At 58.9% G+C, this 13,584-nt stretch carries 6 protein-coding genes; 5 read left to right on the top strand and 1 reads right to left on the bottom strand.

The features are described 5' to 3' along the window. Positions 1–28: 28 nt before the first annotated feature. From NK667_RS13575 to NK667_RS13555, 5 genes are all read left to right on the top strand, one after another. Positions 29–289, top strand: a complete 261-nt coding sequence (locus tag NK667_RS13575) for a YeaC family protein (RefSeq protein WP_054047564.1) — start codon at positions 29–31, stop codon at positions 287–289. Beyond that, positions 286–1,116 carry a DUF2797 domain-containing protein gene (locus NK667_RS13570; RefSeq protein ID WP_054047566.1) on the top strand — a complete coding sequence of 277 codons (831 nt, stop codon included), beginning with the start codon at positions 286–288 and terminating at the stop codon, positions 1,114–1,116. Before NK667_RS13575 ends, NK667_RS13570 begins: the two co-directional genes overlap by 4 nt. Before the next feature lie 10 nt (positions 1,117–1,126). Continuing rightward, on the top strand, positions 1,127–3,784 hold the full coding sequence (pepN, locus tag NK667_RS13565; protein ID WP_054615070.1) for an aminopeptidase N: 2,658 nt from the start codon (positions 1,127–1,129) through the stop codon (positions 3,782–3,784). 1,255 nt (positions 3,785–5,039) lie between these two features. Then, positions 5,040–6,092: a WD40/YVTN/BNR-like repeat-containing protein gene (locus NK667_RS13560; RefSeq protein WP_054615069.1), complete on the top strand. Its 1,053-nt coding sequence runs from the start codon at positions 5,040–5,042 to the stop codon at positions 6,090–6,092. A gap of 29 nt (positions 6,093–6,121) precedes the next feature. Continuing rightward, entirely contained in the window at positions 6,122–8,506 is a 2,385-nt protein-coding gene (locus NK667_RS13555; protein WP_054615068.1) for an efflux RND transporter permease subunit, read from the top strand. A 164-nt stretch (positions 8,507–8,670) separates the two neighbouring features. Here NK667_RS13555 and NK667_RS13545 read toward each other — a convergent pair whose 3' ends face one another. After that, positions 8,671–13,455, bottom strand: coding sequence for a dermonecrotic toxin domain-containing protein (locus tag NK667_RS13545; RefSeq protein ID WP_054615067.1), 4,785 nt, complete (start codon positions 13,453–13,455; stop codon positions 8,671–8,673). Between the last annotated feature and the right edge of the window lie 129 nt (positions 13,456–13,584).

Genomic DNA, 13,584 nt, shown 5'->3' with positions numbered 1-13,584 from the left:
TTACTGAATAAAGAGCGCGGAGACCCTGATGTCCTCTTTTAACGAAATGATCAAAAACATCACCCCCGATATCTACCAGAGCCTGAAACTGGCGGTGGAAATCGGCAAATGGTCCGACGGTGGCAAACTCACCGCCGAACAACGCGAACTGTCGTTGCAAGCGATGATCGCCTGGGAAATCCAGAACCTGCCCGAAGAACAGCGGACCGGCTACATGGGCCCGCAGGAGTGCAGCTCCAAGTCGATCAGCGTGCCGAACATCCTGTTCAAGTCGGATGCCATCCATTGATCGAGATTGGCCGCGGTGCAATCAGTAAAATGTCGGCGCGCCTGGACGGGCCGGACGTGCAGTACGCTTTTCGTCTGGGCGACACCGAGGTGCCGGTCAATCCGTTGATCGGCACGACCGTGCGCCTGGAATACCTGGGGGCGATTTTCTGTTCCCATTGCGGACGCAAGACCAAAACCAGTTTCAGCCAGGGTTACTGCTACCCGTGCATGACCAAACTGGCCCAGTGCGACATCTGCATCATGAGCCCGGAGCGTTGCCACTTCGACGCTGGTACGTGCCGTGAGCCGGAGTGGGGCCAGAAATTCTGCATGACCGATCACATCGTCTACCTGTCCAACTCGTCGGGGGTGAAAGTCGGGATTACCCGCGCCACCCAGTTGCCGACCCGCTGGATCGACCAAGGCGCACGCCAGGCGTTGCCGATCATGCGCGTCTCGACCCGTCAGCAGTCGGGCTTCGTCGAAGACCTGTTCCGCAGCCAGGTGGCTGACAAGACCAATTGGCGTGCTTTACTCAAGGGCGACGCGGTATCGGTGGATTTGGCCGAGGTTCGCGATCAGCTATTTGATAGCTGCGCCGAAGGTTTGCAAGGTTTGCAGGAACGATTCGGCCTACAGGCAATCCAGACTATTGCCGATGTAGACGTCCTCGAAATCCGCTATCCGATCGAGCAATACCCGGCCAAGATCGTCAGCTTCAACCTGGACAAGAACCCGATTGCCGAAGGCACGCTGCTGGGGATCAAGGGCCAGTACCTGATCTTCGACACCGGCGTGATCAATATTCGTAAATACACGGCCTATCAGCTCGCCGTGCATCAGTAAGGACTCCAGCATGCGCACCGAACAACCGAAGATGATCTACCTGAAGGACTATCAGGCGCCTGAGTACCTGATCGACGAGACGCACCTGACCTTCGAGTTGTTCGAGGACCACAGCCTGGTCCATGCGCAATTGGTGATGCGCCGCAATCCTGAACGTGGCCCGGGCCTGCCGCCACTGGTGCTGGATGGTCAGCAACTTGAGTTGTTGACGGTGAACCTGGCCGACCGCGAGCTGAGCGCCGACGACTACCTGCTGACCGAAAACCACCTGACGTTGCACCCGCAAAGCGAACGCTTCACGGTCGACACTACCGTGCGCATCCACCCGGAAACCAACACCGCGCTGGAAGGTTTGTACAAATCCAGCGGCATGTTCTGCACCCAGTGCGAGGCCGAAGGCTTCCGCAAGATCACCTATTACCTCGACCGCCCGGACGTGATGAGCAAGTTCACCACCACGGTAGTCGCCGAGCAGCACAGCTATCCGGTGCTGCTGTCCAACGGCAACCCGATTGCCTCCGGTCCTGGCGAAGACGGCCGGCACTGGGCGACCTGGGAAGACCCGTTCATGAAACCGGCCTACCTGTTCGCGCTGGTGGCCGGTGACTTGTGGTGCGTCGAAGACACCTTCACCACCATGACCGAGCGTTCCGTGGCGTTGCGCATCTACGTCGAGCCGGAAAACATCGACAAGTGCCAGCACGCCATGAACAGCCTGAAGAAGTCGATGCGTTGGGACGAAGAGGTCTATGGCCGCGAGTACGACCTGGACATCTTCATGATCGTCGCGGTCAACGACTTCAACATGGGCGCCATGGAGAACAAGGGCCTCAACATCTTCAACTCTAGCGCCGTGCTGGCCCGGGCCGAAACCGCCACCGACGCCGCGCACCAGCGGGTCGAAGCGATCGTCGCCCACGAATACTTCCACAACTGGTCGGGCAACCGCGTGACCTGCCGCGACTGGTTCCAGTTGTCGCTGAAGGAAGGCTTCACCGTGTTCCGCGATTCCGGCTTCTCCGCCGACATGAACTCGGCCACCGTCAAGCGCATCCAGGACGTGGCGTACCTGCGTACCCACCAGTTCGCAGAAGACGCCGGCCCGATGGCCCACGCCGTGCGCCCGGACAGCTTTATCGAGATTTCCAACTTCTACACCCTGACCGTGTACGAAAAGGGCTCGGAAGTGGTCGGCATGATCCACACCTTGCTCGGCGCCGAAGGCTTCCGTAAGGGCAGCGACCTGTACTTCGATCGCCACGACGGCCAGGCCGTCACTTGCGACGACTTCATCAAGGCCATGGAAGACGCCAACGGTGTCGACCTGACCCAGTTCAAACGCTGGTATAGCCAGGCCGGTACGCCGCGTTTGGCAGTCAGCGAGTCCTACGACGCTGCGGCCAAAAGCTATAGCCTGACCTTCCGCCAGAGCTGCCCGGCGACCCCGGACAAGGTTGAAAAACTGCCGTTCGTGATCCCTGTGGAATTGGGCCTGCTGGACTCCAAAGGCGCGGCGATTGCGCTGCGTCTGTCTGGCGAAGCGTCGGCGCAAGGCACTTCGCGGGTTATCTCGGTGACTGAAGCCGAGCAAACCTTCACCTTCGTCGACATCGCCGAACAGCCATTGCCTTCTCTGCTGCGTGGTTTCTCGGCACCGGTGAAACTGAGCTTCCCGTACAACCGCGACCAACTGATGTTCCTGATGCAGCACGACAGCGACGGCTTCAACCGCTGGGATGCCGGTCAGCAATTGTCGGTGCAGGTGCTGCAAGAACTGATCGCCCAGCAGCAGAAGGGCGAGACGCTGGTGCTCGATCAGCGACTGATTTCTGCATTGCGCACCGTGCTGTCCGACGAGACGCTGGATCAGGCGATGGTCGCGGAAATGCTTTCGCTGCCGGGTGAGGCGTACCTGACTGAAATCAGCGAAGTGGCTGACGTCGATGCCATCCACATCGCTCGCGAGTTTGTGCGCAAGCAGTTGGCGGACAACTTGTTCGAAGCGCTGTGGTTGCGTTACCAGGCTAACCGCGACCTGTCGAAGAAAACTCCGTACGTGGCCGAGGCCGAACACTTTGCCCGGCGTGCGTTGCAGAACATCGCGCTGTCTTACTTGATGCTTAGCGACAAGCCGGAAGTGTTGGCGGCGACGCTGGAGCAGTTCGAGACCAGCGATAACATGACCGAGCGTTTGACGGCGTTGGCGGTGTTGGTCAATTCGTCGTTCGAAGATGAGAAGGCCAAGGCGCTGGCCAGTTTTGCCGAGCACTTCAAGGATAATCCGCTGGTTATGGATCAGTGGTTCAGTGTTCAGGCGGGCAGCACGTTGCCGGGTGGTTTGGCGCGGGTGAAGGCGTTGATGGAGCATCCGGCGTTCAATATGAAGAACCCGAACAAGGTTCGGGCTCTGGTGGGGGCGTTTGCTGGGCAGAATTTGATTAACTTCCATGCGGCGGATGGTTCCGGGTATCGGTTCCTGGCGGATCTGGTGATTGAGCTGAACGGGTTTAATCCGCAGATCGCTTCTCGGCAGTTGGCGCCGTTGACTCGCTGGCGCAAGTATGACGATGCGCGTCAGGCGTTGATGAAAGGGGAGTTGGAGCGGATTCGCGCGTCGGGTCAACTTTCGAGTGATGTGTTTGAGGTGGTCAGCAAAAGCCTGGCCTGAGTTTGGCTTGGTTCTTTCGGGGGGCTCGGCCCCCTGTAGGAGCGAGGCTTGCCCGCGAAGGCGCCCTTCTGGTTGATCGTATTTTTGGATGGTGTACATATCCATTTCTGCGGTAACGGCTACTTAGGGTTTCGCCCTTACGGCGACTCACTTTTTTTTCAAACGCCAAAAAAAAGTAAGCAAAAAAAGGCTCGCCCCGAGCATCCGGCCCCTCGCTTAGGCTCGGCGTTCCTTCGTTCCGGTATTCATCTGGGGGCATCGCCTACGGTCGGCTTCGCTTCGACCTCCTCTCGATGTGTGCGGCTTCGCCGCACGGCGCTACGCGCCCACCCCCAGATAAACACCTCCACTCAGCCTCCCGAAGGGGCGGGCAAAGCAAGATCAAGAGCTGCAGGCGAGCTAACGCTCGGCCTGTCGAGTGGTGAAGAGCGGGTGGCGTACCCCCTGTAGGAGCGAGGCTTGCCCGCGAAGGCGGTCTGATGGTCGACTCATCTCTTTCTGAGGTACTGATACCTGGGTTGCCGAAGCTACGATCTTTTGATCCGGGCCCAAACCCCGAATCTTGCTGTGGCTGTGGCTGTGGCTGTGGCTGTGGCTGTGGCTGTGGCTGTGGCTTTTGACGTTGATTTTGATGTTGACCTTGACCTTGACCTTGACCTTGATCTCTCGCCCCTTCGGCAGGCCGAGCGTAGGTGTTCATCAGGGGGTTAGGCGCGTAGCGCCGTGCGGCGAAGCCGCACACATCGAGAGGAGGTCGTCGCGAAGCAGACCGTAGGCGATGCCCCCTGATGGACACCGTAGCGAGGGTACACCTCGCGAAGCGAGGTGCCGTACGCCGGGGCGAAGCCTTTTGCTTACTTTTCGGCGTCTGGAAAAGTGAGTCGCTGTAAGAGCGAAACCATAATCAGCCATCACCGCAGCAACGGATATACACCCAACCCCCAAAAACCCCAAAACCCCGAACCCCAAAATCAGCCGTTTACCGAAGAAACGGATATTCACACAAAACCCAGAAACCCAAATCACCCCACCTAATACCCCATCATTCACCCACTCCCCCCAACCCCCCAGGTTAACAAAACATAACGTGGCGTCGATTGTCAGACCTTTCCAAAGCCCGATAGGATAAGCCAGCTTCCGAAGGGGCTCTAGATTGCAGGTTTCAGGACTATGCTCCAACCAACCAATCACCAAGAGCACCCTTACGGCGCCCTGAAAGGTTGAACGACCTAACAATAATAATGGGGGAAGGTCTATGAGTGAGCCTGTCATGGGTGTGGGTCTCTGCCGCCCGCCGGCACTACGCAAAATCGCGTTGCTGGCTACAGCGCTCTCGCTGTTGGGCTGTGCCATGTGGTCGGCACCGGTGCTGGCCGCCGACGCGCCGGCCGCCGATACGGTCTATTCCGTTGAATCCGCCAAGGCTGCCAAAAGCCTGATGCTCGACGTCGTCCACGCTGGCAAGCGCCTGGTGGCGGTCGGGGATCGTGGGCACATTCTGTATTCCGATGACCAGGGCTCAACCTGGACCCAGGCCAAGGTGCCAACCCGGCAACTGCTGACGGCGGTGTTTTTTGTCGATGACAAACACGGCTGGGCCGTCGGGCATGACGCGCAAATCCTCGCCAGCGAAGACGGCGGCGTCACCTGGGCCAAACAATTCGAAGACCTGAAACGCGAATCGCCGCTGCTCGACGTCTGGTTCAAGGACGTCAACAGCGGCTTTGCCGTGGGCGCGTATGGCGCACTGCTGGAAACCACCGACGGCGGCAAGAACTGGGAAGACGCCAGTGATCGCCTCGACAACGAAGACCAGTTCCACCTCAACGCCATCGCCGCCGTGAAGGATTCCGGGCTGTTTATCGTCGGTGAGCAGGGCAGCATGTTCCGCTCCGCCGATTGGGGCCAGACCTGGGAAAAACTCGAAGGCCCGTATGAAGGTTCGTTGTTCGGCGTGATCGGCACCGCACAGGCCAACACCCTGCTGGCCTACGGGCTGCGCGGCAATCTCTACCGCTCCACGGATTTCGGCAGCACCTGGGAACAAGTTCAACTTCAGGCCGCACGCGGCACACTGGAGTTCGGGCTGTCCGGCGCTACGCTGCTGGATGACGGCTCCATCGTGATCGTCGGTAACGGCGGCTCGGTGGTCAGCAGCAGCGACAACGGCGAAACCTTCACCGTGTTCAACCGCCCGGACCGGATTTCCGTGTCGGCGGTCACCGCAGCAGGTAACGGCAATCTGATTCTGGCAGGACAGGGCGGCGTTCGCGCCACTTCGCCAACCGGCGCTGAGCTTGGCAAGTGAACCGGGCAAATAATAAGAAGGGCGAAGCTATGACATCATTGACCAGTCACCACCAAGACAAGGCGACGTTTCTTGAGCGCCTGATTTTCAACAACCGCCCGGCAGTGATCGTCATCTGCCTGCTGGTGAGTATCTTCCTGTTCTGGCAAGCGACGCTGATCCGGCCGTCCACCAGCTTCGAAAAAATGATCCCGCTCGAGCATCCGTTCATTCAAAAGATGATGGAGCACCGCAACGATCTGGCGAACCTGGGCAACACCGTGCGGATTTCCGTGGAAGCCACGGACGGCGATATCTTCTCCAAGGAATACATGGAGACCCTGCGTCAGATCAACGATGAAGTGTTCTACATCTCCGGTGTCGACCGTTCCGGCCTCAAGTCGTTGTGGAGCCCGAGCGTGCGCTGGACCGAGGTGACGGAGGAGGGCTTCGCCGGTGGCGAGGTGATCCCGCAGAGCTATAACGGCTCCCAGCAAAGCCTCGACCTGCTGCGCAACAACGTGCTCAAGTCCGGTCAGGTCGGGCGTCTGGTGTCCAACGACTTCAAGTCGAGCATCGTCGATATCCCGTTGCTGGAGTCCTATCCGGACCCGCAAGACCAGGGCAAGTTGCTGGCCCTGGACTACCGCAAGTTCTCCCACGAGCTGGAAGACAAGATCCGCGACAAGTTTGAAAAACAGAACCCTAACGTGCAGATCCACATCGTCGGTTTCGCCAAGAAAGTCGGCGACCTGATCGATGGTCTGGTCATGGTGGTGATGTTCTTCGGCATCGCCTTCGTCATCACCCTGATCCTGCTGTACTGGTTCACCAACTGCATGCGCAGCACCGTGGCGGTGTTGAGTACCACGCTGGTGGCGGTGGTCTGGCAACTCGGCTTGATGCACTTCTTCGGTTTCGGGCTCGATCCGTATTCGATGCTGGTACCGTTCCTGATCTTCGCCATCGGTATTTCCCACGGCGTACAGAAAATCAACGGGATCGCCTTGCAGTCCAGCGAGGCCGACAACGCCCTGACTGCTGCACGGCGTACGTTCCGCCAACTGTTCCTGCCGGGGATGATCGCGATTCTCGCGGATGCGGTGGGCTTCATCACGCTGCTGATCATCGACATCGGCGTGATTCGTGAACTGGCCATCGGCGCGTCCATCGGCGTGGCGGTGATTGTGTTCACCAACCTGATCCTGTTGCCGGTGGCGATTTCTTACGTCGGCATCAGCAAACGTGCGGTGGAACGCAGCAAGAAAGACGCGCACCGCGAACACCCGTTCTGGCGCCTGCTGTCGAACTTCGCCAGCCCGAAAATCGCTCCTGTATCGATCATTCTGGCGCTGATCGCATTCGGCGGCGGCCTCTGGTACAGCCAGAACCTGAAAATCGGTGACCTCGATCAAGGGGCTCCAGAGCTGCGCCCGGACTCGCGCTACAACAAGGACAACAACTTCATCATCAGCAACTACTCCACCAGTTCCGACGTGTTGGTGGTGATGGTCAAGACCAAGGCCGAAGGCTGTTCGCGCTACGAAGCCATGGCGCCGATCGACGAGCTGATGTGGAAGATGCAGAACACCGAGGGCGTGCAGTCGGCGATCTCGCTGGTGACCGTGTCCAAGCAGATGATCAAGGGCATGAACGAGGGCAACCTGAAATGGGAAACCCTGTCGCGCAACCCGGATGTACTGAACAACTCCATTGCCCGGGCTGACGGCCTGTACAACAACAGCTGCTCCCTGGCGCCGGTGCTGGTGTTCCTCAACGATCACAAGGCAGCGACCCTCGACCGTGCGGTGCATGCGGTGCAGGACTTCGCCAAGGACAACAACAAGGATGGCCTGGAATTCATCCTCGCTGCGGGTAACGCCGGGATCGAAGCGGCGACCAACGAAGTGATCAAGGAGTCGGAGCTGACGATCCTGATCCTGGTGTACATCTGCGTCGCGACCATGTGCATGATCACCTTCCGCTCCTGGGCGGCGACCTTGTGCATCGTGCTGCCGCTGGTGCTGACCTCGGTGCTCGGCAACGCCCTGATGGCCTTCATGGGCATCGGCGTGAAAGTCGCGACCCTGCCGGTGGTGGCGCTGGGCGTGGGGATTGGCGTGGACTACGGCATCTACATCTACAGCCGCCTCGAAAGCTTCCTGCGTGCCGGTCTGCCGTTGCAAGAGGCGTACTACCAAACGCTGAAGTCCACCGGTAAAGCCGTGCTGTTCACCGGTCTGTGCCTGGCCATCGGCGTGTGCACCTGGATCTTCTCGGCGATCAAGTTCCAGGCCGACATGGGCCTGATGCTGACCTTCATGCTGCTCTGGAACATGTTCGGTGCACTGTGGCTGCTGCCAGCGCTGGCGCGGTTCCTGATCAAACCGGAGAAACTGGCAGGGCAGAAGGGTAATTCGTTGTTTGCTCACTAGCACTGAAAGCCCCCCTGTGGGAGCGGGCTTGCTCGCGAAGGCGGAGTGTCAGCCAACAGAGATGTTGAATGATAAACCGCCTTCGCGAGCAAGCCCGCTCCCACAAGGGATCTTCAGCAGGGCTTAAATAGCCGCAACCTCGGTTGCGGCTTTTTCATGCGTGCTCAGTTCGTTTCCAATGGCAGGAAATGCTCTCGGGCCAGCGTTTCGCTAATGGCGCCACGATAGATCTCGATTTTCTGTTTCGGATCTTTTGCGTTGGCCATTATCGATTCGTAACTTTCAAATCGTTGTTCCACGGTTTTCAAATGAGCTGTCGTGTAGGTGGCTCTATCGTCCAGCAAGCCGACATAGTGAAAGTGTGCGTACCACAGGGGGTTGTTGTGGGTATTCAGCAGGGCGTATTCCTGCATGAAATCCCGGCGTCCGGTTTTCAACTGGACCCGACGGCCGATGGGGGTGACGTGAATGACATTGTGTTGCAACAGGTATTCCACACCTTCGCTGGTCGGCGTCCGAGCCAGTGTCATGCGGGTGCGCAGTTCCCCTCCCTTTCTTTCGAGGAGGTGTGCCTTGTCCCGTAGCGTAGTAATCAGAGCGGTGTCTTTTTCGTTGTCCGCCGGGGCGTTGTTGTGTTTTTCCAGCTTGTCGGCATACCCGGTGAGCTTTTGCGCTTCACGTTGCAGTTGCTCTTGGATTTCCTTGGGCGAACTCGCACCTTTGGCGTAGCCGTCGATCTTGAGGACTTGTTCATCGACCTGCGCCAAGGCCTTTCGGGCGTCGCCCTTTAGCAGCGGGTAGGGGGTTAGTGCGGGTTTGGGCGCAGGCTCCCTGACTTCGACGATCTCCACCCAGTCATTGTCGTGTTGATGGAACGAGAGCAACGGCTTGTCATCCAGCGGGCCGTTGATGTCGACGATGTCGCCGTCCTGATCGGCAATGCGTGGGCGTAGATCTCCGATCAAGGTGCCTTTGGCCGTTTTGATGACTTTTTTCCGGCTGCTCGGAGCGGGGTCGGGCATGGGCTTCGTCTCGCCCGCAGCGGCCTCCTTGGAGGTGCCGGCCGTTTGCGCTGCGGTTGCCTGGCCGGACTCGTCGTTCGCTTGCGCTGCGGTTACCTGGCCGGAGGTATCGGACTTGTTTTCTTTTTCCAGGGCGAGCTGCTGAATCTCATCCGCCAAGCGCTGTTCGGCATCGAGGTGCAATTGGTGAATGATTACCCGCAGACGGTTGAAGGCCGGCATCTCCAATTCATCGGCCCGGAAGATTCCGATACTGCCCAAGGCATCCTGTGCAGCGCTGTAGTGATTGACCAGATTGTCCAGCACGGCGATGCGATCACTGCGTTCATACACGTGGTCTGTCTGTAACTCGGCATGGGATCGGGACAGCATCAACAACGGTTCGACGGCCGTGTCCAGGGCTTCGGTGGTCTGGGTTCCCAAAGCCTTGACGCTGAGGATCCGCAAGATGATCAACTGGAAGGACTTGACCCTCAGGGCCGTCAGTTCATTTTTCGGTCGACCCTGGTTCAGTTCCTTCAAGGTTTCGGCCCCCAGCAGTGGGATCTGTTGAAGTTCCTCTATGCGTCGGTCGATCTCCTCATAGGACCTGATCATGGTTTCATTGATTTCGGAGGTTTTGCGGATGAAGTCGAAGTATCGCTGCACCACCGGTTCGCCCTCGATACTCAGGGCTTCATAGAGTTGCTGCAAATTGCTGGCGAACTCGTTGTACTTGGCGTTGGCGGCGGTTCGCGCGTCGTCGGCCTTGACTATCCTTTTGCGAATATTCTTGATGATGTTGCCCAGTACGGTGCAAATCAGTGAGTAATCCAAGGGGAAATCCGTCAGCTCGTTTGTTTCCTTCAGTCCGTCGAGCAGCGTTGTGTAAGCGTCGGTTTGCTTCTCGAGTTCGGCAACATAACGTTCCATGAACGTCGTGCGCTCTTGATCCGTGCTGGCGGGGTTGTTGTCTTTGAGGTCCATCAGGTTTTCCGAGATATCGATACGTTTTTGCACCCGTTCCTGTTGGGCAAAGAACTCTTGGCGCCACAGGGCCAACTCCTGAATGCGATCACGTCTGGCTCTGCGTGCGTCTGCGATTCGTTTTTTCGGGCCGCCGCCGACCAGTTGCAGGCCTTGATCCAGTGTCCATTTGCCCCGGCCATTGGATTTGAGCTTGATGCCCGGATGGTCAGGGTGTTCCGGCGGAACCAGGAAGACTTCGCCGAAGCCCGGCACGATTCGCACGCGAAACAGCAGGCCGGCGAGGCTGACGTGCCATTTGTTGTCGATGCGGTACAGGCCCTGGAAGACGCCGATGGCAATCGGTTCCGGTAGCGATTGCGGCCATGACACCCGCACGGTTTTCAGTTGTTCGATCAATCGTGCGGTGGCTGAATCCCGCGCCAATGACAGGTTGAAGTCCAGCAGGGTATGGCCGCCGCCCGGTGGTTCGGATGGCAATCCAGGCGCTGCCTGGGTCACGACGCTTTCGGCAATAACGTTGGCGAGATTCGGCGGCCGACGCAGCGTGGCGAAACGGGGTTCGCGGGAAGGAGCGGGACTGTCAGCCGCGCCGCTGTTTTGCGCCACATGCAGCAGTACCAGCCCAAGGTTCAACAGCACATCGACCCAGGCCTGCTCGCGCGCGGTGACGTCGTCGCTGTCGAGGGCGGGAAGGTCCTGGGTCAGGCTGTGGGTGATTTGCAGCATCCAGCCCACCAGCATGGCCGGGCCGCGCAGCATTGGCAGAATCAGGTTGTTGAACAACAGCCAGCCGCCTTCGAGAATGATCGCCCAGCGACTTTCGGTGTTAGACACCGACTGTCGATCAGCCTGTTCCGCCAGCGCATTGGCATTGTTTTCAAATAACCGGGCCAGCAATTGACCGTGTTGCAGCGCCGTGAGCCAGTCGGTGGCGGCTTCGTCGCCCACCAGCAGCGCCGGCTTTGGTTTTTCGAAAAAAGCAAATTCATCACCGGGATGAAAATGCACGATGTGCGGTTCGGTGAAGCCGTTGTTGTCGTAGATCGGTCGTGCGCGATCCGGTAACCAGGTCAGCACGCTGGTCTGCAGTGGACCTGGTTGTGCGATGGCGTTCAGCAAGGCTTGCCGGTTCGGGTATTGCAGCAGCGCCGGTACGTACATCGGCCGATAAAGAATGTGCGGGCCATCGGCCTTCAAATCTCGCGGCTCGATGATAAACAGGTTGCCGGCCACGTCGCATTCGGCGTCGGCTTTCCTCTGGAACGCCAGTGGCCGCAGGACAATCTCCTGGTCATCAACGAAGCGCTCGGCGGTGGTCTTGTGCATCAGCGCGGCGACGTAGCGGTAACCCTGACGGGTGAAACCTTGTTCGGCCTTGATCGAGTGTTCGAGTGCAAGCATTGGCAAGCTGACGGCCAGTTCCAGGCTGAACAGTCGCTGGCGTTCCCGCGATTCGGGCGTGTCGGCCAGCAATTCGGTGCGAATGTATTCGGGGTAGTGTTTTCCGATGTCGACCCGGGTCACCAGCTCCAGTAGATAGGCCTCGGTGGTCCAGCCCTGGATCAGTTGGCCTGCTGTGTGGCGCACGCTCATCCGGCCTTTGGGTTTGCCCGCCAGGTTCTTGATCGCCAACTCGGTCAGCGACATGCTCACCGGCTCGATGTAGCCACTGCCGAGGTCGCCGACCGGCACATGGAAGGTCAGTTCCAGTTCGTCAGGGTTGTAACCGGGGGCTTGCGGCTGGTCCAGCAGCATCTGTTGGTGCAAGGCTTTCTTGGCAAAGCTGTGAAGGTCATCGATGCCCGCGTGGAAGGTGCTGCCCAGGTTTTGTTGCTTGATGCTGGCGTGTTCCAGCACATGCTTGCGATAAGCCATGCGATCAATGGGGCGGGCGCTTTGCAGCCACTCGGGCAGGTTTGACTCGATGTGCTGGAAGATCATCGGGTTCGCGGTCTGGACGCGCGACGAAGCGACGAACAGCGCCGCCAGATCGGTGATCGCCGCGAAGCGTTGTTCCAGTTCGTCCACCGGTAGGCCTGCGGGCAGCTTGAACGCGGCCAGGTCGTCCAGTTGCTGGTTCAGCAGCAGGGCCGCCTGGGTGTCGAAGATATTGCCGTCCGGTTCAAAGCGTTTCCAGATGATGGTTTCGGCCATGAAGACGGTTTGAAACCGCGCGGCCCAGGCTTGGCCGAACGCTTCCATGGAAGGAAACGCCTCGATAGTGCCGGTCACGCTGCACAGGAGCAGGGTTTCACCACAGGCCACCAGGATGTCAGGACTTTGCAGATTGACTGATTGCTGATCGATGTTCAGGCTCGTTTCAAGCGTGTAGGCATGGATGACGCCTTTTGCCCAAGGTGCCTGTAGGCGTTCCTGTTTGTCGGGATGGCGGGTCAGTTCGGTGAGGATCTCGGCGTGCAGCGCGTTGATCGGTACATGCCGTATCGCCGCCGTTTTCAACACTCCGTTCAGCAAATCCCCCAGCCATTGCCAGCAGCTGGCCCCCGCGTCGATCGGCTCATTCCAGTAATCAGTCATTGTTTGCTGATACGCGACGGACACAAGGGCCGGCAACTCACGGACGAGGTCGGCGATGACCTGCATACCCGGTTCGCGTCGGGTGGTGCTGTCGACGGTCAGGTGCGTCGGCGCCTTGTTGGTGAGGAAACAGGCGCGGCCATATTGTTCGCTGAGTAGCGGTGGTTTACCGCTTGCCAGGTAGGCGAGCACAACATCCAGCAGCAGTGTCAGACGCCAGCCTCCCTCTGGTAGTGGTTGTGCAAGACGGGTTCGGTAGGGGTCAAAATCCAGTGACGGGTATTTTTCCAGCAGGTCTTCCTTGAGCAGGCTGGCGGTTACCGAGCGCAGGGTCGGGCGAGTGCTGAATCGGGCGCTGATTGTTCGGGCAATGATGTCGGTGGACCCGGCTGTGACAATCGATGATGGAACGGTGGGCATGATGCAGTCCTTTGCATGGTTGAGACCTTGAACATAAAGGGTCGACGAGCGAGGGGTGCGGTACCCGGGTACCGCACAGGTGTCGATTGAATGGGATATGGCGCGCGCGCAGAAACAAAAAAGCCGCGA

The organism is Pseudomonas nunensis (assembly GCF_024296925.1).
Taxonomy (GTDB): domain Bacteria; phylum Pseudomonadota; class Gammaproteobacteria; order Pseudomonadales; family Pseudomonadaceae; genus Aquipseudomonas; species Aquipseudomonas nunensis.
This window is presented reverse-complemented; position numbering and strand designations above follow the sequence as displayed.

Bases quoted from the DNA above. Each gene is read 5' to 3' on its own strand.
- NK667_RS13555 (WP_054615068.1), top strand. From the start codon at position 6,122: ATGACATCATTGACCAGTCACCACCAAGACAAGGCGACGTTTCTTGAG.
- NK667_RS13560 (WP_054615069.1), top strand. From the start codon at position 5,040: ATGAGTGAGCCTGTCATGGGTGTGGGTCTCTGCCGCCCGCCGGCACTA.
- NK667_RS13545 (WP_054615067.1), bottom strand. From the start codon at position 13,455: ATGCCCACCGTTCCATCATCGATTGTCACAGCCGGGTCCACCGACATC.
- pepN (WP_054615070.1), top strand. From the start codon at position 1,127: ATGCGCACCGAACAACCGAAGATGATCTACCTGAAGGACTATCAGGCG.
- NK667_RS13575 (WP_054047564.1), top strand. From the start codon at position 29: ATGTCCTCTTTTAACGAAATGATCAAAAACATCACCCCCGATATCTAC.